The organism is Devosia sp. 2618, assembly GCF_040546815.1.
In the GTDB taxonomy this organism is placed as follows: Bacteria; Pseudomonadota; Alphaproteobacteria; order Rhizobiales; family Devosiaceae; genus Devosia.
This window is the reverse complement of record NZ_JBEPOO010000001.1, coordinates 118,465-139,374: the sequence shown is the minus strand read 5'-3', so window position 1 is coordinate 139,374 and position 20,910 is coordinate 118,465. Positions and strand designations below refer to the sequence as shown.

Sequence of the window (20,910 nt, the reverse complement as noted above, 5' to 3'; positions counted from 1 at the left end):
ACCTCACCATGAGGTCTACTGGGAGCTCGGTTTATCAGTAGCCCTCATGGTGAGGTGCGAGGCCTTGCCGAGCCTCGAACCACGAGAGCGTGGCACTACTCCGCCGCCACCGTATGTTTATGCTCGGCCGCCAGTTCATCACTGGCAAAATCATCCACCTTCACCACGCGGTCCGTCGCTTCATCGGCCGCCCGCATGATGCCCGCCTCATTGTCGTTGAGCACGCCCGCCGCCACCGCATCGTCAATTGCATCGCGATCCAACCGACGCTCGATGACGCCCTTGCGCGCCGCTTTGACAAACCGCGCTTCGATCTCTTCGGCCTCGGTCACCTTGATGAACGCATCTTCGAGCACACCGGTAATGTCGTCGGGGTCAAACGACACATAGGTGCCCGTCGTCAGCCGATCCCGGAACGCACCGGGCCGCAGCACCGACCGCACGAAGCGATAGTTCACGCGGTCGCTGGCCGGCTTGGCATGGCGTCCCAGCGGGAAGCACAGGAACCGCATCGCCCAGGCAAAGGCCGGATTGGGAAAATTGGCAAACACTTCGCCAAAGGTCTTTTCGAGCGAAGCCACGCGATCTTCCATGATCGCCTCGACCAGTTCCCGATCCTCGGCAATCTGGCCCTCATCCTCGAAGCGGCGCAACGTCGCCGACATCAGATAAAGGTCACTCAAAATATCGGCCATACGGCCCGAAATCTTCTGCTTGCGCTTCAGCGCACCGCCCAGAAACACCGTGGTCCAGTCGGCCACCAGCGCAAAATCCTGGCTATAGCGATGCAGCCGCCGATACCAATGCGCCATCGGCCCCTGATTGGGCGTCGTCGCAAAAGCACCATTGCTCATGCCATGCAGGAAGCTCGCCACGATATTGCGCAGCATGAATTTCGTGTGGCCACCGAACGCCACGTCGAACTGCTCAAGTCCGGCCTTGCGATCCTTGTTCTGCGCCGCCTGCACTTCCTTGAGCAGATACGGATGCGCCCGCAGCACGCCCTGCGCAAAGGTCATCAGCGTGCGCGTCAAAATATTGGCGCCTTCCACCGTGATCGCCACCGGCAGCGCCATATAGGCGCCAAACAGATAGTTCCCCGGCCCATCCTGAATGGCGCGGCCACCGTGAATATCGAACGCGTCGTCCATGCTGTCGCGCATGGCTTCCGTGGTGGTGTACTTCAGCAGTCCCGCGATCACCGCCGGGCGCTGCCCTTCGTCAACCATCGACGCCGTCAACCGCCGCCCGGCCTCGAACGTATAGGCGCGCTTGACCATCTCGCCGAGCGGCTCCGCCACGCCTTCCATGATCCCGACGGGAATGCCGAACTGCCGCCGCACCCGGGCATAGGCCGAGGTCGTGCGCAGCGTCTGCTTGATCGAAATCGAACCAATCGCCGGCAGCGAAATGGCGCGCCCGGTCGACAGGCACTCCATCAGCATGCGCCAGCCCTGTCCGGCATAGTCGGTGCCGCCGATCAGAAACTCCATCGGCACGAACACGTCTCGGCCCTTCACCGGACCATTCATGAACGCCTGCCGCGCGGGGAAATGCCGCCGCCCGATCTCGACGCCCGGATGGTCGCGCGGCACCAGCGCCAGCGTGATGCCAATATCTTCGCCACGCCCCAGATGATTGTCCGGGTCCTTGAGCAAAAACGCCAGGCCGACCAGCGTCGCAATCGGCGCCAGCGTGATATAGCGCTTGTCAAAGCTCAGCTTGACGCCAAGCACTTCCTTGCCCTGCCACTGCCCCTTGGTGACGATGCCGATATCACGCATGCCACCCGCATCCGATCCCGAATGCACGCCCGTCAGCGCAAAGCACGGCACTTCCAGCCCGCGCGCCAGACGGCCGAGATACTTTTCCTTCTGGCTCTGCGTGCCGTATTTTTCCAGCAACTCGCCCGGTCCGAGAGAATTGGGCACCATCACCGTAATCCCTGCCGCCACCGAGCGGCTGGCGATCTTGGAGACGATCATCGACTGTGCCTGCGCCGAAAACCCAAGCCCGCCGTGCTCCTTGGCAATCAGCATGCCGAGGAACCCTTCGTCCTTGAAATACTGCCAAAGCTCGGGCGACAGGTCGGCGCGATTGTTGCGAATGTCCCAGTCGTCGATCATCGAACAGGCGACTTCGGTCTGGTTATCCAAAAACGCCTGCTCGTCGCTGGTCAGCGTCAGCGGGCGGATCGAGGTCAGCTTGGTCCAGTCGGGACGCCCCGAAAACAGCTCCGCGTCCCAGCCCACCGTGCCTGCGTCGAGCGCTTCCTGCTCGGTGCGGCTCACCTTGGGCAGGATGGATTTGACCGCGCCATAGACCGGCGTCATCAGCGCCACCTTGCGGATCAGCGCAACGCTGAGCAGCAGCAACACCGCTGCAAAAATCAGGATCACCCAGCTTCCGCCGCCCAGCCCATAGCTGATGCCCGTGCCGGGAAAGCTCAGCCCCGACAGCAGCCCGATCGCCAGCGCAGCCACGCCCCACTGCCACAGCGGGCTCTCCCGCATTGCCAATACGGCAAAGATCACGAGGCTGAGTGCGATAAGCGCTAAGGTCACGGCATGCCCTCCTTGGCGTTGCCCTGGCGAGTAGCCAAGCAACTCGATCCCCATCATGGCCACCACTTTCCGAAGATTCGGTTAGGTCGCTTTTTGCTCGCCGCGCCGGGATCGTCGCGCAGAAGCCCGCCAGTCATGCACCCAGTCTAACGCGGTTTACGTAAACGTCAACCAAGTGCCCAATACGTAGACAGAGACGACGTCACGCCCTACCCCAAGCGTCAACGCACCACCCGCTCAAAAGTTCGGGCAACGGTTTGACGCTAACGTAAAGCCATGAAATATTCCTCTCAATGAATGCGCAAAGCGCATCGCCGAAACTGGCGCCCGGAGGACATTTCATGGACACGACGACCGCAAAAGCTGCCGCCATCCGCCCCTGGATTGCCAGCTACCCTGACGGCATCGTCTGGGATGCGCAGATCAATACCCGCCCGGTCCATGAACAGGTGCTCGCCGCCTGCGCCAAAAACCCGTCCGCGGTCGCGCTCGATTTCCTTGGCGGCACCACGACCTTCGGCGACCTGGCCAAAAAGATCATCGCTTTTGCCGGGGCCTTGCAGCGCCAGTTCGGCGTCAAAAAGGGCACTCGCGTCGCGCTGATGCTGCCCAATACGCCCTTCTATCCCATCGCCTATTACGCAGTGCTGCGCGCCGGCGGCATCGTGGTCAATTGCAACCCGCTCTATACCGTCGCTGAACTCAGCCACATCACCTCCAATGCGGGGGCCGATGTGATGGTGACGCTCGATCTGCAGCAGATTTACGAAAAGGCCGAAAAACTGGTCGCTGCCGGCGACATCAAATCGCTGATCGTCTGCCACTTCCCCGATGCGCTGCCGCTGCTCAAAAAAGTCCTCTACACGGTCGCCAAGCGCAAGGATCTGGCCCATCTCCGGCGCTCGCCAATTCGCGACAAGATCACCTATTTCCACGACATGATCGACCGCCGCGACACGCCTGAAGCTGTCGTCATCGATCCGATCAAGGATATCGCGGTCCAGCAATATACCGGCGGCACCACCGGCCTGCCCAAGGGCGCACTGCTCACCCACGCTAATATCTCGGCCAATATGAGCCAGATCGACAAATGGGGTGACGGGCTGTTTTATCCGCCCTCCAAGGTCGTGGCGGTGCTGCCCTTCTTCCACATTTTCGCAATGACCGTCTGCATGAACGTGCCGCTGTGCAATGGCACGCAGGTCGTCATGCTGCCCCGCTTCGAGCTCAAGGCGCTGCTCAATCTGCTGGTCCGCACCCGCGCCAATGTGCTGCCTGCCGTCCCCACCCTGCTCAACGCCATCGCCCGCGCCGATAGCGCCACCGCCGATCAATTGGCCAGCCTCGAAGTCGCCATTTCCGGCGGCGCCGCTTTGCCCGATGAAGTGCGCGCCGCGTTCGGCAAAAAGTCCAAGGCCATCCTCGCCGAAGGCTACGGCCTCACCGAGGCCTCGCCGGTCGTCTGCTGCGCCGCCCTGCGCGTTGCCTCCAAACCCATGTCCATCGGCATGCCACTCCCCGGCACCGACATTCGCTTCGTCGATGTCGATTCCGGCGAGGTCGCCGCACAGGGCCAGGACGGCGAACTTCAGGTCAAAGGCCCGCAGGTGATGGCCGGTTACTTCGAAAACCCGGACGCCGACAAGGACGCCTTCATGGACGGCTGGCTGCGCACCGGCGATGTCGGCCACATGGACGATGACGGCTATGTCTTCCTCGTTGACCGCATCAAGGACCTGATCATCTGCTCGGGTTTCAACGTCTATCCGCGCACCATCGAGGAAGCGCTGATGACCCATGAAGCGGTCGAGGAAACCAACGTCATCGGCGTCAAGGACGAGTATCGCGGCGAGGCTCCGGTCGCTTATGTCAAGCTCCGCCCCGGCCAGAATGTCACCGAAGAGGCGCTCAAGAAGTACCTCACCACGCGCCTCAACAAGATCGAAATGCCCAAGGAGATCATCTTCAAGGATGCTCTCCCCAAGACGCTGATCGGCAAGCTCTCCAAAAAAGAGCTCCGCGAAGAATATGCCAAGACACGAGCAAAAAAGTGACCCGCGCCACCGCTGAAAATCGCGACCTGTTCGCCATTGCCGACCTCGCCAAGGAGTTCGGCATTTCGACCCGCGCCATCCGCTTTTACGAAGCCAAGGGCCTGCTCGCCCCCGAGCGCGTCGGCGCCACCCGCATCTTCCGCCGCCGCGACCGCGCGCGGCTCATCCTCATCCTGCGCGGCAAACGCCTCGGCTTCTCGCTGCGCGACATCTCCGACTACCTCAGCCTCTACGACGCCAACCGCAGCCAGCAGGTCCACCTCCTCACCGCCAAAGTCGACGAGAGACTGGCCTCGCTCGAAGGCCAATTGCTCGACCTGCAAACCACCATCGGCGAACTGCGCGAGATCAAACGTCTGGCCGATGAGCGGCTAGAAAAGGCGAGCTGAGCCAGAGAATACCCCCACCTAGCCTCCCCCTGAAAAGGGGGGAGGAACAGATCCAGTGCGAAGCACCACCCCGCCCCAATCACCGCGCGGATTCCTCCCCCTATCAGGGGGAGGCTAGGTGGGGGTACTCCGATCCCTCAGTCGCATGACATCAAACTACCAGCACCCCTCATGGTGAGGTGCGAGTTCTTACGAGCCTCGAACCACGGGGGCGTGCCCACATCACGCCAACATAGTTCTTTGCGCATGTCAGGCGAGCAAGGCATTCGCCCCCCTACTTCCGCCCCTTCGTCATAAAATCCGGCTTCTTCGGCTTCACCCACCCCTTGGGCGGTTGCCGCACTGGCACCTGCGTCCCCAACCCCATCGCCCCCGGCGGCGGCTGCCCCACCGTCACCGTATCGGGATCGCCCTCCTGCACCGGCGCCTCCCCCTTGATCCGCGCAATCTCATTGCGCAGCGCCGTCGCCTTCTCAAAATCCATCGCTTCGGCCGCCGCATTCATCTGCGTCGTCAGCTCAGTCAACTTCACATTGATCGATCGCGATGACATCTTTGCCTCCTTCAAGCATGGCACCCGGCACCAGCAGTTGGATCACCGGGACAAGCCCGGTGATGACGGTGGATGGACCATGAGCCCCCACCCCACCGTCATTGCCCGGCTCGTCCGGGCAATCCAACTTTCTTCCCGTTCTAAGTCGCCCCGACAAACACCGCCATATCCGCCAGCGTCGCCGCCTCGCTCGCCGGCTTGTCCCACCGGATCCGGCTGATCCGCGGAAACCTCAGCGCCACGCCCGACTTGTGCCGTGTGCTCTCCTGCGCGCTATCGAACGCCACCTCGAACACCAGCTCCTTCTTCACCTCACGCACCGGCCCGAACGCCTGGATCGTATTGGCCCTGATCCACTTGTCGAGCTGCTTCAGCTCCTCATCGGTAAACCCGAAATAGGCCTTCCCGATGGGCACGATCTCATTGCCCTTCCACACGCCAAACGTATAGTCCGAATAAAAACTCGAACGCTTGCCATGCCCGCGCTGCGCATACATCAGCACCGCATCCACCACATTGGGATCGCGCTTCCATTTGAACCAATAGCCCTTCGGCCGCCCCGGCACATAGGGCGAGGTCCGCAGCTTTATCATCACCCCTTCATGGCCATGTTCATCCGCTCCCTGCCGTCGCTGCGCCGCCAGATCGTCCCAATCGGCAAACGGCAAAACCGGCGACAGATCGAGCCGCGACTGCGGATTGGCCTCAAACCAGGCCTCCAACCGCCTGCGCCGCTCGGTCCATTCCAGCACCCGCACATCTTCGCGCCCGTCAAACAGCATGTCATAGACGCGGATAAAGGCCGGGCCCTCCTTGAGATGCTTGGCGCTCGCGACCTTCTTGTTCAGCCGCTGCTGCAGGTCGTTGAAACTCCCCGGCTCAAAATCCTTGCCCACCAGCAATTCGCCATCGAGCACCGCCTGCCCCTGCACGTTCTCGACAATGTCGGGAAACGCCGCCGCAATGTCGTCGCCCGTCCGCGAAAACAGCGATACCGTCCCCTCGCCCAGCACCAGCTGCACGCGGATGCCGTCCCACTTCCACTCCGCCGAAAAGTCCGCTGGCACCAGCTTGCCGAGGTCTTTTTCCTCGTCGATGGGATTACTCAGCATCAGCGGATGAAACCGCGCCGACTGGTCGATATCCGGCCGCTCCGCCTTGCCATCGAGCCAGGCAAAAAGATCAAGATAAGGCACCTTGAGCCCGTGCCACACCTCTTCTATCGCCTGCAAATCCACCCCGCTCATATCCGCCAGCGCCGTCTTGGCCAGCCGCGCCGACACACCGATCCGCAGTGCCCCCGTCGCCAGCTTCACCACCGCCCAACGCTCATTGATCCCCGCCTGCGTCAGCAGCGCGGCAATCAGCTTGGGCAGTTCGGATTTGGACGTCGTATTGAACAGCTCGATCAGATCGGTCAGCGACGGCAGATCGCTTTGCTGCCCATGATGCGGCCAGATCAGCGCAATCGTCTCGCCCAGATCGCCGACATAATCATAGCTCATCGCAAACAGCGTCGGATCGACCTCGCGCAGCACGATGTCCTTGAGCAAGGCCGGCTTCACATTGCGAAATGTCAGCGCCCCGGTGAGAACGGCCAGCGCATAGCCGCGATCGGGGTCCGGCACTTCCCGAAAATATTGCGTCAGCGCCGCGAGCTTGCGCGTCCGCGATGGCGTCAGCGCCAGCAGTTCCAGCAATTGGGCAAAGCGTTTCATTCCTCCGCGCCCTCCCCGCCATCGTCCTCAAAGCCCTGGATATTAAGCGGTTCGGCCGTCAGTCCCTGTGTCTGGCACCAATAAACCAGCGCATCCTCGCGCCCATGGGTCACCCACACCGTGCCCGCTTTGGTGTCGCGGATGGTCTGCTGCAGCTCGCCCCAGTCGCAATGGTCCGAAATCACCAGCGGCAATTCGACCAGCGCCTGCCGCGCCCGCTGCTTGACGCTCATCCAGCCCGACGCCTGGCACACCACCGGATCGGGAAAACGCCGGCTCCACCGGTCGCGTATGGCCGAAGGCGGCGCGATCACGATCTGCCCCGCCATCTCGGCCTTGACCGTCCCCGTCGCCGGCCGCAGATCACCCAAATCGACGCCAAGCTCCTGATAAAGCTCGCACAGCCGGATCATCGCGCCATGCAGATAAATAGGCGCATCCCACCCCGCGTCCCGCAATAGCCCGATCACCCGCTGTGCCTTGCCCAGCGCATAGGACCCAACCAGATGGCTCCGCTCGGGCTGATCCGCCACCGATTTCAGCAACCGCCCGATTTCGACATTTGGATGGGGATGCTGAAATACCGGCAGCCCGAACGTCGCCTCGGTGACCAGCAGATCGCATTGCACCAATTCAAACGGCTGCGCCGTCCGGTCGGCGAGGCGCTTGTAGTCGCCCGTCACCACCACACGCTGCCCGTCCTTTTCGATCAGCACCTGCGCCGATCCCAGCACATGCCCGGCCGGAAACAGCGTGATCGTCACATCGTCGATCTGAAGCGGCACGCCGAAATCGAGCGCCTCAAACGACCCGGCGCAATCCTCGCCATAGCGCACCTTCATGATGGCGATGGTGTCCGGCGTCGCCAGCACATGCCTGTGCCCGCTGCGCGCATGATCGGCATGGCCATGGGTAATGATCGCCCGCTCGCGCGGCACGCCGGGGTCGATATAGGCGTCGATGGCGCGGATATGGAGGTTGCGGTCCAGCAGCATGGTCACACCAAAAGGAAGGTCGCGACACCCGCGACAGCCGTTACCAGAGCCACCCAGGCCAGCGCCACCATGCCATCGCGCGCCGTCAGCGCCAGCCCGAATGTCGCAATGATCGCCCCCGCCCAGGTCGAGGTAAAGGGGATGAATTCAAGCGCCGGCATGATCATGCCGACCGCCATGCACACCACCGCGCCCAGCCGCAGCACCGGGTCGATCATCACCGCGCCCCAGCGCTTGCGCGACACGCCGTCGATGGTGGCCGTCACCGGCTTCAAAAACCCCAGCAGCTTTTTGGCATTCTTGGCCGGCAGGCACCGTTCAGTCAGCCAGCGCGGCAACCAGATCGTCTTGCGACCCAGCGCAAACTGGCTCGCCACCAAAATCGTATTGAGCCCGATCAGCGTCGGCAGGCCCGGAATAATGCTGAGCGGCGACACTACGATCAGCGCCGGAAACAACAGCATCGGCCCCGCCGCGCGTCGTCCCGCCACCGCCTGGATCATGCCAATGGAAATCTGCTCGCCGTTCTCGACCCGTTGCTCGACCTTTTCAACGATCCGCCCCAACGCGCCGGCCTTGGCCTTTTCCATTCGTTACTCGCTCCATGTCCCACTGCAACGCGCCGCCCTGCCCGGCGTTCCGTCGACATGCCTTGCCAATGCCTTGCCCGCGCGGGACAAAGAGGTTTTGCAGCTTGGGGAAATCACACATGCGCCGACACAATCACCCCGTGGGCACCGTCCACCGCCTCACCGTCGATAGCGCGCTGCTGGCCGGCAACCGGTTGGACGAAGACACCACCCGCATTGTCGATGTCTATGTGCCCCATGGCCATGACGGCAAAGACCTGCCGCTGCTGGTTGATCTCGTCGGCTATACCGCAGGTGGCCCCGCCCACACATCCTGGAAAGGCCTTGGCGAAAACGTGCCGGAACGGCTTGATCGCCTGATCGGCTCAGGTGCTATGCCGCCGGTCGCCGTCGCCTTCCCCGATTGCTTTACGCGCCTGGGCGGCAACCAATATGTCGATAGTGCCGTGATGGGCCGCTGGGCGAGTTTTCTGATCGAAGAAATGCTGCCAGCCGTTGAAACCCGTTTTGCCTGCGGCGGCGCCGGCAAGCGCGGCGTTTTCGGCAAAAGCTCGGGCGGTTTTGGCGCGCTCTATCACGCCATGATGTTCCCAAATGTCTGGGCCGCCGCCGCCAGCCATTCCGGCGATGCCGGTTTTGAAACGCTCTACCTGCCCGAATTCCCGCCTCTGCTGCGCGAACTCGCCAAACAAGGCCTCTCCATCGAAACCTGGTTCAAAGCCTTTGAAGCCAAGCCCAAGCCCGGCGACAAGGACATCAATACGCTGATGATCCTGGCGCAAGCCGCCAGCTTTGATCCGGACCCAAATCCAGACACCTTCCTCGGCCTGCGCCTGCCGGTCGATCCCTATACCTGCGAGCTGATCGAAGACCGCTGGACCAACTGGCTGGCGTTCGATCCAGCCCATCTGGTCAAAACCCACGCCGACGCCATCGGCACCCTCAAGGCCTTCTTCCTCGATTGCGGCACCGACGACCAATACAACATCCTCTACGGCACCCGCCGCATCCACCGCACGCTGGACGAAAAGAATATCCCCCACCGCTACGAAGAATTCCCCGACAACCACTCCAGCGTCGACTACCGCATGGATATCAGTTTGCCCTACTTGACCAAGGCGTTGAGCGCTTAGGAGCACAACGCCCTCACCTCACCCACCAGACAACCCCCTCGCCCCTGAGGGGAGAGGGTTGGGGTGAGGGGTTCAGTGTCAAGTTGAGGCACCGCAGACGCACCAACCACCGAACCCCTCACCCGGCGCTCCGCGCCGACCTCTCCCCTCAGGGGAGAGGTGAAGAAGGCGTCCAGTCGCGAAACCGAGCCCCGACCACCAGTAGCCCTCATGGTGAGCCTGTCGAACCACGAGGGCGTGCCCCAGCTCTCTCCCCACCCACCAGCCAGCCATACCTCTCAGTCGACACCCTCCCCCTTGCGGGGAGGGATCAAGGGTGGGGGTGAGTCACACGCACCGCAATATCGGCTCAGCACAAAGCCCGCCCCTCACATCACCTTCGTCACCGCCAACAACCCCGGCCGCTGCTCATTGGCCGCATTGATCGCCGCTTCACCACCCAGCACCACTACATGGCCATGCTGGGCCACGGCATCCACCGCCTCCGCCAGCCGCTTGAAGTCAGCCCCAGTCGTCCCCAAAATCTCGTCACGCCGCTGCTGGCGGATCGCGTCCGTCGTGCCCGTCAGCTGCCGCCACATCGACGAATAGCCTTTGGCATCGGGGAACTCATAGCCATCCACATCGCCGATCACACCAATGATCGAGCGCGTCAGATCGTTCTCACCGATCCCGGCATTGAGCGCCTTACTTGCCCCATCATAGGCATCGAGCGTCTTGAGCAGGTTCGGATCGCGATAGCTCAAGAAGCTGAAATTGCCCGAGGTCAGATCGAACCGGCTCGACCCGCCATAGGCGCCGCCCTGCACACGCACCTTGTCCCAGAGATAGGTGGTGTTCAAAAACTTCAGCACCACGCTCGATGCGCCGGTCAACTCGAACCCGAGCGCCCGCAGATTTGCCCCCTTGCCCACATAGTTGACCTGCGCCGGAATGATCAGCCCTTCCGACTTCGGCGCATAGTCGATGCTCCAGTCGGCATAGGGGAAATCGCCATTCGGCAGGCGCGTCAGGAAGCTCTCGATCTCGCCCTTGGCCCGGTTCCACAGCGCGCCGTCGGCGGTCACATTGACCACCATGCGACCCCGGTTGAACAGCGTATCGCGGATACGCACCAGCGCCGCGTGCACGCCATCCCAATCGCTATCGACCCGCTTCACCAGATCGCGCAGGAAGCTGAGATAGCTGACGCCACCGATCTGCTCGGCAATCCAGCTCGCTTCCGTCAGCCCGGATTTCAGCCGCGTATCCACAATCGCATTGCCGCTCGGCACCAGTCGCGCTTCGAATCCGGCCTTTTCCTCGAGCGCCATCTGTTTGAAGCGCTCGCGATTATCGAGCCGCGCATCGAGCAGCACATCGCCCATGATGGCGAGCATTTCCTCGATCTTGTCCGGCACGGCCTTGCCCGAGAGGAAAAACCACGCCGCACTACCATCGCTGCCCCGTCGAGCAGAGAGGCCCCGATGTTGCGCAATGCCGCCGGTTGACCGCCCGATGCGCTGCGTCAGCGACACGAAGTCTTCCTTGCTCGTGCCGGTCTGCAGCAGCGCCCGCCCGAACAGCGGCAGATAGGGCAGCAGCCCCTTGTCGAGCACATGCAGGTCAAAGCCGAAATCGAGGTACAAAATCCCCAGCGTCGGCAGGTCGTGGTAGAACAACCGCGCATCGCCCAACGTGCCGATATCGATCGGCGTGGTGCGCGATTCCCGTGGCAGATCGGCCAGCGTCAGGGTCGGGATTTTCGCCAGTTCAGCCGGATCATCCACGGCTTCCTGCAGCGCCTTGAGCTTTTCGGTCTCGGCGACGGTTTCTTCCAGCGCCTTCTCATCCAGCCCGGCGCGCACACCGGCCAAAATCTCGACTTCCTTGGCCGTTTCCCTTGCGCCCTGCCCAGGATCAGCGCTCAGCGTCACCGTCGTGCGATGCATATTGTCGAGGAACAGGCGGCGGATTTCGCGCTCGAAATGGCCGTTCGCAGCCTTCTCCTTGAGCCCCGCCAGCGCGTCTTCAAACGCCAATGGCGCAATCGGATCGCCGCCATGCAGCCAGGTCCCCAGCGCATTGAACATATAGACCATGCCACGCGGATAGGACCCGGTATTGTTCTCGCGCAGCGAGAACTCAAAAGTATTGGCCGCCGCTTCCAGCTGGTCGGCCGCAAAGCCCTGCTCGGCAATCGCTTCGAGCGTCGAGAGGATCAGCGCCTCCACCTTTTCGGCATCCGCCGCGTCGATCCCCTTCATGCCAAAGCTCGCCATCGGCTGGCGCAACCCTCCACCAATGCCGCCGCCGGTCATGCCCTCGCCCAGGCCGCTTTCGGTTAGTGCCTTGCGCAAAGGTGCCGCCGAATTGCCGGCCAGCAGATAGCTCAGCATGCCGTGGCTCAGCGATTCCGCGCGGTCGGCCGGCGGATCGATCATCCAGTTGACCGAGACCATGCCGTCGCGCGCCTTGCCCTCTTCCTTGGTGCCGGCATAGGTCGCCACCACTGAGCGCGGCGCATTAAAGCGCGGCTGGAGTTTGACCTCTGCGTCCACATTGGTCCGCTCGAACTGGCTAAAATAGGCATCGAGGATCGCCAGCCGTTCGTTCGCGTCGTCGTCACCCGAGAAAAACGCCCGCGTATTGGACGGGTGGTAGAACGTCTCGTGGAAGCGCTTGAACTGCTGATAGGTCAGGTCGGGAATAGCCTTGGGATCGCCGCCCGAGCTCACGCCATAGGTGGTGTCGGGATAAATCGAGCGCTGCGAAATATCGCGCATCACCGCGTCGGGCGATTGGAACACGCCCTTCATTTCGTTGAACACCACGCCCTTATAAACCAGCGGCGCCTTGGTATCCTCAAGCTCGTAGTGCCAACCTTCCTGCCGGAACGTATCCTCGGAAATCAGCGGAAAAAACACCGCGTCGAGATAGACATCGACGAGGTTGTAGAAGTCCTTGAGGTTCTGGCTGGCCACCGGATAGGCGGTCTTGTCCGGGAATGTCATGGCGTTGAGAAAGGTGTTGAGCGATCCCTTGATCAGCTCGACGAACGGCTTTTTGACCGGGTATTTGCGCGACCCGCACAGCACCGAATGTTCCAGGATATGCGCCACGCCCGTCGAGTCATCGGGCGGCGTCTTGAAGGTGATGCCGAACACCTTGTTTTCGTCGTCATTGATCAGGCTGAGCACTTCGGCGCCGGTCTTTTTGTGCCGGAACAATTGCGCCTGAGAATTGGCCTCCCCAACATGCTCGTCGCGGATCAATTCGAAGGCGGGATGGGAAGTCATGACAACAATACTCTATTCGTGTTGGCCTCAAGATAGGGAGCCCGATTGACGAACGCCAGTCAAAGCGGCCCCCGCTGGCCCACTTTCGCCATAACATATGCGATAGTGCTGATGATCGTTATCGATGAGGTGCCCGTCATGCCCCGCCTGCTGCTTGCCGCTTCGCTTGCCGTGCTCGTGTCCACTGCCGCCTTTGCAGACGATGGCTATATCGATGACCGTTCCACGGCCACCAGCACCATCACCTCGTTCTACAACGCCGTCGCCCGCAACGAGTTGACCCGCGCCTGGTCCTATTACCAGCACGAGGAAACTGACCCGGCCGAAATCACCGCCAAATTCGAGGAATTCGCCAAGGGCTATGCCGATACCAAAACGGTGACGGTGCTGACCGGCGAGGAAGATTCAGAAGGCGCCGCCGGCAGCATTTATTACAAGCTCCCCGTCGCCATCGACGCGGTCAACGAGGCAGGCGAGCACACCCAGTTTGCCGGCTGCTACACGCTCAAACTGGTCCAGCCCGCCAATCAGGCCGCCCCGCCGTTCCGCCCGCTCCACATCGAAGAAGGCCATCTCGAACCGGCCAAAGGTGAACTCTCCGCCATCCTGCCGCTGGACTGTGCGGACTAAGCCTCACGTCAGCGCTTCGATCCCAGCCATGATCAGATCGATCCCGGCCAAAAACTGCGCCGTATCGTCGTGATCGTTCATCTGATCCGCCACCTTGGTGACGAACGGATACTCCGCCGCGTCCAGTTGCGCCCAGTGCGCGGCGGTCTTGGCCAAAACGCCCGCCCGGTCGGGGTCATGCCCATGCATCCGCGCGTTCGACGCGTTCTGCCCGGCCACGCCCAGAATGTAGCTCAATAGCGCCGTCGCCGCGTCAAACTGTGCTGCCTGCGGCACGCCCAGCGCCTCTAGCTGCCGCCCGATACTGTCGAAAATCTGCAGCATCGAAGTGTGCCACGGCGCGCGCTGCATCTGCGCCCCGACCCAGGGATGCACGTCGATCGCATCGAACACACCCAGCGCAATGGTCCGCACTGCCTCGCGTGGCCCAGCGCTCTTGGCCATCTCTGCCATCACGCGCGCCACGATATGGTCGGTCGCCGCCGCCAATAGCTCGTCCTTGTTGGCGACGTGCCAATAGATCGCGCCACTCCCCGTCGCCAGCCGCGCCGCCAGCGCGCGAAAGGTCAGCCCGCTTTCGCCAGTACTGTCGAGGATCTCAATGGCCGCCTCGACAATGCGCTCCTTGGAGAGCCCTTCGCGGCGGCGTTCGGTCTGCGGAATCGAATTTGCCATGGGCACCATCTTGACATCACTGGAACGGCGTTCCAATTACTATTAATGGAACGGCGTTCCAGCCAGTTTTTTCAACAGGAGTTCACCATGACACCAGTCACAATCATCGGCGGCGGCCTCGGCGGCCTGATGCTCGCCCGCGTCCTGCATGTGCAGGGTATCCCATCAACCATCTATGAAAGCGAAGCCTCGCCCGAAGCCCGTACCCAGGGCGGCCAGCTCGACATTCACACCTATTATGGCCAGCTCGCCCTCGCCGATGCCGGCCTTACCGAGCAGTTCCGCGCCATCATCCACGAAGGCGGTGCCGCCTCCCGCGTGCTCGCTCAGGATGGCACCGTGCTGCTCGACGAGCCCGATGATGGCAAGGACACGCGTCCCGAAGTGCTGCGCGGCGACTTGCGTCGTATCCTGCGGGAGTCCCTGCCCGAAGGCACCATTCAGTGGGGCAAAAAGCTCGCCAGCGTCACCGCCCTCGGCCAGGGCAAACATGAGCTGACCTTCACCGATGGCACTCATGTCATCAGTGACATTCTGATTGGTGCCGACGGCGCCTGGTCAAAGGTTCGCCCACTGCTGACCGACGTCAAACCCGCCTATACCGGCACCACCTATGTCGAGACCTATCTCTACGACGTGGATGCCCGCCACCCCGCGACCGCCGCTGCGGTTGGCGATGGCGGCATGTTCTCGCTCAGCCCCGGCAAGGGCATTTCCGCCCACCGCGAAGCCGGTGCGGTGCTGCACACCTATGTCCAGCTGAGCTGCCCCGAAGACTGGGCCGACAGCGTTGATTTCACCAATCCCACCGCCGTGAAGGCTCTGGTCGCCGCCAAGTTCGAAGGCTGGGCCCCAGAGCTGACCGCCCTCATCACCGATGGTGAAACCGCCCCCGTCTCGCGCAAGATCTACGCCCTGCCCGACAACCACCGCTGGGATCGCGTTCCCGGCGTGACGCTGATCGGCGACGCCGCCCACTTGATGCCACCCGCCGGCGAAGGCGCCAACCTTGCCATGTTCGACGCCGCCGAACTCGCCAAAGCCATCGCCGCCTATCCCGACGACACCGAAGCCGCCTTCACCGCCTACGAAACCGCCATGTTCCCCCGCACCCACCAGGAGGCCATCGACGCCCAGGAAGTCATGGACCTCTGCATAGGCGACCGCGCGCCATTTGGCCTGATGGAGTTCTTCACGCAGATCGAAGCGGAAGCGTAAGGTTCAGAGCGATGCCACACCAAGCGGCCATTTCACACGACTTCAATCCAAACCACCGAACAGTCCCCTCGCCCCTCAGGGGAGAGGGCTAGGGTGAGGGGTGCAGTGTCAGGACGACAAACAATCTCGTCCCCTCACACGCACCAGCGGGGCGAGGTGACAAACCTAAACCCCACCACGAATGGCGGACTTCACGTCCTTCTCATACCACTCGCTGAGCTGCCCCATCAGCGCTGGGAACAGGCTCCGCTGCTCGCTGGCCGCGACATTGTCTGCCAACTGCTCGGGCTTGCTCACGCCAGCAATGATCGTGCTGACCTGCGGGTGATCCAAAATCCAGCGCAGTGCAAACTGGCTCATCGGCATGGCTTCAGGCGCCAGCCCGCGCAGTTCGCCCACCAGCTCCACGCCACGCTCGAACGGAATGCCCGAAAATGTCTCGCCCACCGAAAACGCCGCGCCATCCGCATTGAAATTGCGGTGATCGGTGGCGTCGAACGTGGTGGTCTTGTCGTATTTGCCGCTCAGCAAACCGCTGGCCAGTGGCAGGCGCACGATGATGCCGACATCCTTTTCCGCCGCCTTCGGCAACAGCTGTTTGGCCGCGTCCTGACGGAACAGGTTGAAGATGATCTGCAGCGTCGAGCAACCTGGCTGCTCAAGGCACAACAGGCCTTCCTCGATGGTTTCGACGCTCGCGCCCCAATGGCGCACCAACCCCTCGGCCTTGAACTCGTCCATCCAGCCAAAGATCGCGCCATCGGCCAATACGGCCGGCGGCACGCAATGGAGCTGCGCCAGATCGAGCGTATCGACACCCAGCCGCTGCGCCGAAGCGACAAGGCTCGCTTTGACGCCTTCGCGTGAATACTGGTCCGGATAGAGCGCGCCGGAGCGACCCAGCTTGGTCGCCACATGCACGCCCGGATTTTTCACATGCGCGCCGATCCGGCTTTCGCTCAGCCCACCGCCATAGACGTCAGCCGTGTCCCAGAAGCTGACGCCAGCCGCATTGGCCGCATCGAGAATGGCATTGGCCGTGTCGTCGCCCACCGGTCCGAAGTCGCCGCCCAATTGCCAGCAGCCCAGACCGATTTCGGAAACCTCATATCCCGTTTTGCCCAGTCGCCGTGTCTTCATTGTCGGTCTCCACTTTGTCTCGCGCGCCCGAGCCGCCCGTGAACTGAATCACCTGGTCGGTCGGCGCAATCACGCTCTTTCTATGCGTGATGGCCAAAATGGTCACGTCACCATCGAGTTCGCGCAGCTCGTTGACGATGGAGGCCTCGGTCACTTCGTCCAGCGCCGAGCTGGCTTCATCGAGCAGCAGCATTTTAGGATCGCCATACAGCGCCCGCGCAATCGCCACGCGCTGCCGCTCGCCACCCGATAGTTTGAGGCCACGCTCGCCGACACTGGTTTCAAAGCCCTCCGGCAGGCGATCGATGAATGGCAGGATATGCGCCTTAGCCGCCACGGCCCGCAGCCGCATTTCGTCATCATCGCGGCCCAGAACGATATTGGCGCGCAGCGTATCGCTGAGCAGCATCACTTCCTGCGGCACGACGCCAATATGGGCATACCAGCTTTCGCGCTGCACATCGGCGAGGTCGATGCCATCGACGGTGATGCGCCCGCTCGCCGGCTCCAGCGCCTTGAGCGCTAGCTTGAACGCCGTCGATTTGCCCGCGCCTGTTTCCCCCGAGAGGAACGTGATCTGGCCCGGCCCCGCGGTAAAGCTGAGATCCTTGAGGATCTGCTTTTCGCCATAGAAGAAACTGACATTCTCAAACGCCAACCTGCCCTGCTTGAGATCGAGCGCCCCGGCCCCGACCACCAGCCGGTCATTGGGCTCGTTCCACATCTGCGCGAACGGCCGGAAATTGCTCAGAGCCCGCATCACGTCGTCAATCGCCGAACCGATCATCTCGAATGGCCGGTTGAGCTGGATCAGCATGGTGTTGATCAGAACGATATCGCCAACGCTGAGTTCACCGGCGCTATAGCGCGGCAGCAGCAGAAAAAAGGTCAGGGCCAGCTGCGCCGCCAGCGCTGCGCCAAACACCACCGACAGCGCCATGCGCTTGGACGACCAGTTGACCCAGCTGGCCCGCGACAGATCGGCCTTTTCGCCAAAGCGCTGGCTGATCCAGCGGTCGCCATTGAAATAGCGCAGCGTCTCCATCGCCGTCATGGCATTGCCGACAAAGCGCGCATTGTCCTGATTGGCCTCGATGGCGTGATCGAGCAGCGGCCGCGTCCATTTGTTGGACAGATAGGTCAGCCCGATAAAGATCGTGCCATAGGCCAGAACGATCAGCGCCATTTCGAGGTTGATCACCGCGCCCAGCATGGCAATGCTGAGCGTAATCAGCGTCAGCCCCGGCACGAAAACGATGATCAGCAGCTGCACCACCATATAGACGGCGTTTTCGCCCTTTGTGCGCGCCGACTGCACCTCAACCGGATTGTGCTCGATGAAAAACGAAATCGGCTTTTTCAGCAGTTCGGCGAAAAACACCGTCGAGGTGATGAAGTTGAGGTTTTCCGCCGCGATGATCGACAGGTAATTGACGCAATAGTCGAGCGCCGTGGTGATGCCGCGCAGCACCGCATAAGCGATAAACGCCCAGACGATGGCCGTGCCCACTTCGCCCAGGCCCAGCCCGTCAATCAGCCGCGAAAACACATAAGGGGTCAGAACTTCGGTGATGGCGGAGGCCAGAACGATCAGCGCCGTGCCGATCAGCAGCCACCGCTCACCCGACCAGAACCGGCTGTAAATGGCGCGCAACGGGGGGTAGATAAGCGACCATTCCGTCGGCTTCATGGGCGACCCATAATTTGGTGATGATAAAAGTCAGATTAGACTTTCACCGATGCCCGAGCACATGAACGCGGTCAAGCGACATCACACTGCCACCGCAAAATGGCATTCCTGCGAAACCAGGATTGGGGTCGAAAAACGCCTACTCGAAAAAGTCTGGATGATCGCCAATGGTCTGGTTGAGCAGCACTTCCGCCCGCGCCAGATGCGCCCGCATCGCCGCTTCCGCCCGCGGTGCATCGCCCTCGACCACTGCCGCGGCAATCCCCTTGTGCTCGCCGATCGCCACTTGTGACGAGGACACACCCAGCGTCAGATACCGCACCCGGTCGAGCTGCATCTTGTGGTCGTCGATCAGCCGCCAAGCATATTCGACGCCCGCCAGCCGCGCCAAAGTGCGGTGGAACAGCTCGTCCAGCGTATGAAACGTGCGGCTGTCATTGGCCGCCGACGCCGCTTCCTGATCGGCGATCAGGCTCTGCAGCACCGGACCGGACCCAGAGCCCGGCAAAGCCGCCAGCCGGCGCACGATCTCGACCTCGATGCTCTCGCGGATAAACCGGCTCTGCCGCACCCCTTCTGGCGAGATTTTCTTGACCACCGTCGCCCGCTTGGGCCGGATCAGCAACAGCCCCTGCTGCGCCAGCCGGATGAAGGCCTCGCGCACCGGCTGGCGCGACACGCCATAGCGCGCCGCAATATCGCTCTCGGAGATCACATCGCCCGGCTTGAGCACCATGGTGACGATATCGTCCCGCAACGCGCCCACGACGCGCAGCGACATGGTTTCTTCGCCCGTCTCGTTCACCAAAGTCGCCACCTTGCTGTTTGCTTCATCGACCTTGGGCCGGAATGGTCTGTCTGTGTGTGCGGCAAATGCGGTGATTCACAGCTTTCTAGAGGCTTATGCCAGCTTCCTTCAACATCTCATCCAAAAACACCCGCTCGCCATTGCGCGCAATCGAGCGATTGGCGGCAATCCCCGACAGGATCGACCACGCCCCCGCCACCTGATCGGAAGCCCGGCCATATGTGTCCGCCTCCATATGCTCGGGGTCAAACAGATAGCCCAGCATGATCGGATCGGCCCCGCCATGGCTGCCCTTGCCCTCCCACACGACAAGCTGCTGCGGCAGTCCGCCAGCCAGATGCAGTTCGGTGGTCATGTTGTGGCGTTCTTCCTTATCGCGCTCACCGCCGGCAAACACGCCATGCACCTCGATATGGCGATGCGTCAGCTCGCCCTTGGTGCCGTGGAATTTGACCTCCAGCCCTTCCCAGGGCGAATAGGCCACCAGCGTATAATTCAGCGACGTCCCCGACGCATATTGCGCCTGCACCTGCATCGTATCCTCGATGGTGATGTCCTCGGCAAAGACGCATTTATCGCGCCAATAACCGTCATCATCCTCGGCATCGAGATAGAGTTCTTTGAGCGGCTCGTCCGCCTCAAGGTCCATGTAGAAATCGCATTTCGCCGCCACCGGGCAGGTATGGCACCGCTCGCCATGCCCCTCGAGCCCCAGGTTGATCGCCATTTCCGGCGTATAAAAATCGCGCTTCCCCGTCGCCGAAACGCTCTTCGGCGTCGATCCGGCCCACCAGTTCAGCAGGTCAAAATGGTGCGTCGATTTATGCACCAGCAAGCCGCCCGAGTTGTCCTTGTAACGGTGCCAGCGGCGGAAATAATCGGCGCCATGCACTCGGTCGAGATACCAGCGAAAATCGATCGCCGTGATCTCCCCGATGGTGCCGCTTTGCAAAATATCCTTGAGCTGCGTCCGCGCCGGCGAATAGCGATAGTTGAACGTCACGGTGACCGATTTACCGGTCTCGCGCTGCGCATCCAAAATCCGTTTGAGCCGCGCCAGATCGATGGTCATCGGCTTTTCGGTCATCACATTGCGTCCGGCATGCAGCGCCCGCACGATATATTCGTCGTGCAGGTAGTCGGGCGTCGTCACGATCACCGTATCGGGGTCCTGCTCGGCCAGCATCCGGTCAAAATCGGCCGCCAGATAGGTGGCGATACCATTGCCGCCCTTGTTGGCCACCTTATTGGCGCTCAGCGCCAGCCGGCTCTGATTGATGTCGCACAGCGCGACCAGTTCGGCGGTATCGGCATGGGTTTCCGCGACCGCCTCGCGAAACATCTGATGGCGCCCACCGGTGCCGACAATGGCGAATTTCTTGGACATGGATCTTGCTGCTGGAAGCGACCGAACCGGTCAGTTACATCTTCCATACAAGGTTGATCATATCAGTTGCGCTGTCAATCGCCTCTCA

At 61.9% G+C, this 20,910-nt stretch carries 16 protein-coding genes; 5 read left to right on the top strand and 11 right to left on the bottom strand.

What is annotated here, in order from left to right:
- Positions 1 to 95: 95 nt before the first annotated feature.
- The gene (locus ABIE28_RS00645; RefSeq protein WP_354059169.1) at positions 96 to 2,564 is read right to left on the bottom strand and encodes an acyl-CoA dehydrogenase; all 2,469 of its coding nucleotides are present in this window, start codon (positions 2,562 to 2,564) and stop codon (positions 96 to 98) included.
- A gap of 341 nt (positions 2,565 to 2,905) precedes the next feature.
- Between ABIE28_RS00645 and ABIE28_RS00640 the strand changes: the two genes are divergently transcribed.
- Together ABIE28_RS00640 and ABIE28_RS00635 are read left to right on the top strand one after the other, a co-directional pair.
- Complete coding sequence (locus ABIE28_RS00640; protein WP_354059168.1) at positions 2,906 to 4,618, top strand: long-chain-fatty-acid--CoA ligase; 1,713 nt, start codon at positions 2,906 to 2,908, stop codon at positions 4,616 to 4,618.
- On the top strand, positions 4,615 to 5,007 hold the full coding sequence (locus ABIE28_RS00635; RefSeq protein ID WP_354059166.1) for a MerR family DNA-binding protein: 393 nt from the start codon (positions 4,615 to 4,617) through the stop codon (positions 5,005 to 5,007). Before ABIE28_RS00640 ends, ABIE28_RS00635 begins: the two co-directional genes overlap by 4 nt.
- A gap of 274 nt (positions 5,008 to 5,281) precedes the next feature.
- On the opposite strand, the gene ABIE28_RS00630 is transcribed toward ABIE28_RS00635, so the two are convergent.
- The 4 genes from ABIE28_RS00630 to ABIE28_RS00615 form a co-directional block, all read right to left on the bottom strand.
- Positions 5,282 to 5,560, bottom strand: coding sequence for a UvrB/UvrC motif-containing protein (locus tag ABIE28_RS00630; RefSeq protein ID WP_354059165.1), 279 nt, complete (start codon positions 5,558 to 5,560; stop codon positions 5,282 to 5,284).
- Between the two features lie 140 nt (positions 5,561 to 5,700).
- Positions 5,701 to 7,278 carry a cisplatin damage response ATP-dependent DNA ligase gene (locus tag ABIE28_RS00625; RefSeq protein WP_354059164.1) on the bottom strand — a complete coding sequence of 526 codons (1,578 nt, stop codon included), beginning with the start codon at positions 7,276 to 7,278 and terminating at the stop codon, positions 5,701 to 5,703.
- Complete coding sequence (locus ABIE28_RS00620; protein WP_354059162.1) at positions 7,275 to 8,273, bottom strand: ligase-associated DNA damage response exonuclease; 999 nt, start codon at positions 8,271 to 8,273, stop codon at positions 7,275 to 7,277. The genes ABIE28_RS00625 and ABIE28_RS00620 overlap by 4 nt, the downstream gene beginning before the upstream one ends.
- 2 nt (positions 8,274 to 8,275) lie before the next feature.
- Positions 8,276 to 8,863, bottom strand: a complete 588-nt coding sequence (locus ABIE28_RS00615; protein ID WP_354059160.1) for an exopolysaccharide biosynthesis protein — start codon at positions 8,861 to 8,863, stop codon at positions 8,276 to 8,278.
- A 119-nt stretch (positions 8,864 to 8,982) separates the two neighbouring features.
- On the opposite strand from ABIE28_RS00615, the gene ABIE28_RS00610 reads away from it, so the two are divergent.
- Complete coding sequence (locus tag ABIE28_RS00610; protein WP_354059158.1) at positions 8,983 to 9,996, top strand: alpha/beta hydrolase; 1,014 nt, start codon at positions 8,983 to 8,985, stop codon at positions 9,994 to 9,996.
- A gap of 368 nt (positions 9,997 to 10,364) precedes the next feature.
- On the opposite strand, the gene ABIE28_RS00605 is transcribed toward ABIE28_RS00610, so the two are convergent.
- Complete coding sequence (locus tag ABIE28_RS00605) at positions 10,365 to 13,274, bottom strand: insulinase family protein (RefSeq protein WP_354059157.1); 2,910 nt, start codon at positions 13,272 to 13,274, stop codon at positions 10,365 to 10,367.
- A gap of 111 nt (positions 13,275 to 13,385) precedes the next feature.
- Between ABIE28_RS00605 and ABIE28_RS00600 the strand changes: the two genes are divergently transcribed.
- The gene (locus tag ABIE28_RS00600) at positions 13,386 to 13,904 is read left to right on the top strand and encodes a hypothetical protein (protein WP_354059155.1); all 519 of its coding nucleotides are present in this window, start codon (positions 13,386 to 13,388) and stop codon (positions 13,902 to 13,904) included.
- Between the two features lie 3 nt (positions 13,905 to 13,907).
- Here the strand turns inward: ABIE28_RS00600 and ABIE28_RS00595 are convergent, their stop codons facing one another.
- On the bottom strand, positions 13,908 to 14,579 hold the full coding sequence (locus ABIE28_RS00595; protein WP_354059154.1) for a TetR/AcrR family transcriptional regulator: 672 nt from the start codon (positions 14,577 to 14,579) through the stop codon (positions 13,908 to 13,910).
- Between the two features lie 87 nt (positions 14,580 to 14,666).
- Here ABIE28_RS00595 and ABIE28_RS00590 point away from each other — a divergent pair, with 87 nt between their 5' ends.
- Positions 14,667 to 15,797 (top strand): FAD-dependent oxidoreductase, encoded by a 1,131-nt coding sequence (locus ABIE28_RS00590; RefSeq protein ID WP_354059152.1) that lies wholly within the window; start codon positions 14,667 to 14,669, stop codon positions 15,795 to 15,797.
- 165 nt (positions 15,798 to 15,962) lie between these two features.
- Here ABIE28_RS00590 and ABIE28_RS00585 read toward each other — a convergent pair whose 3' ends face one another.
- From ABIE28_RS00585 to ABIE28_RS00570, 4 genes are all read right to left on the bottom strand, one after another.
- Positions 15,963 to 16,937, bottom strand: a complete 975-nt coding sequence (locus ABIE28_RS00585) for an aldo/keto reductase (RefSeq protein ID WP_354059150.1) — start codon at positions 16,935 to 16,937, stop codon at positions 15,963 to 15,965.
- Entirely contained in the window at positions 16,903 to 18,627 is a 1,725-nt protein-coding gene (locus tag ABIE28_RS00580; protein ID WP_354059148.1) for an ABC transporter ATP-binding protein, read from the bottom strand. The genes ABIE28_RS00585 and ABIE28_RS00580 overlap by 35 nt, the downstream gene beginning before the upstream one ends.
- Positions 18,628 to 18,766: 139 nt before the next feature.
- Positions 18,767 to 19,432, bottom strand: a complete 666-nt coding sequence (locus ABIE28_RS00575; protein ID WP_354059146.1) for a GntR family transcriptional regulator — start codon at positions 19,430 to 19,432, stop codon at positions 18,767 to 18,769.
- Between the two features lie 88 nt (positions 19,433 to 19,520).
- Positions 19,521 to 20,822 carry a Gfo/Idh/MocA family protein gene (locus ABIE28_RS00570; protein WP_354059144.1) on the bottom strand — a complete coding sequence of 434 codons (1,302 nt, stop codon included), beginning with the start codon at positions 20,820 to 20,822 and terminating at the stop codon, positions 19,521 to 19,523.
- Positions 20,823 to 20,910 lie beyond the last annotated feature (88 nt).

Coding starts and splice junctions, on each gene's coding strand:
- ABIE28_RS00570 (WP_354059144.1), bottom strand. CDS start 20,822: ATGTCCAAGAAATTCGCCATTGTCGGCACCGGTGGGCGCCATCAGATG.
- ABIE28_RS00620 (WP_354059162.1), bottom strand. CDS start 8,273: ATGCTGCTGGACCGCAACCTCCATATCCGCGCCATCGACGCCTATATC.
- ABIE28_RS00600 (WP_354059155.1), top strand. CDS start 13,386: ATGATCGTTATCGATGAGGTGCCCGTCATGCCCCGCCTGCTGCTTGCC.
- ABIE28_RS00615 (WP_354059160.1), bottom strand. CDS start 8,863: ATGGAAAAGGCCAAGGCCGGCGCGTTGGGGCGGATCGTTGAAAAGGTC.
- ABIE28_RS00595 (WP_354059154.1), bottom strand. CDS start 14,579: ATGGCAAATTCGATTCCGCAGACCGAACGCCGCCGCGAAGGGCTCTCC.
- ABIE28_RS00630 (WP_354059165.1), bottom strand. CDS start 5,560: ATGTCATCGCGATCGATCAATGTGAAGTTGACTGAGCTGACGACGCAG.
- ABIE28_RS00580 (WP_354059148.1), bottom strand. CDS start 18,627: ATGAAGCCGACGGAATGGTCGCTTATCTACCCCCCGTTGCGCGCCATT.
- ABIE28_RS00585 (WP_354059150.1), bottom strand. CDS start 16,937: ATGAAGACACGGCGACTGGGCAAAACGGGATATGAGGTTTCCGAAATC.
- ABIE28_RS00625 (WP_354059164.1), bottom strand. CDS start 7,278: ATGAAACGCTTTGCCCAATTGCTGGAACTGCTGGCGCTGACGCCATCG.
- ABIE28_RS00590 (WP_354059152.1), top strand. CDS start 14,667: ATGACACCAGTCACAATCATCGGCGGCGGCCTCGGCGGCCTGATGCTC.
- ABIE28_RS00610 (WP_354059158.1), top strand. CDS start 8,983: ATGCGCCGACACAATCACCCCGTGGGCACCGTCCACCGCCTCACCGTC.
- ABIE28_RS00640 (WP_354059168.1), top strand. CDS start 2,906: ATGGACACGACGACCGCAAAAGCTGCCGCCATCCGCCCCTGGATTGCC.
- ABIE28_RS00605 (WP_354059157.1), bottom strand. CDS start 13,274: ATGACTTCCCATCCCGCCTTCGAATTGATCCGCGACGAGCATGTTGGG.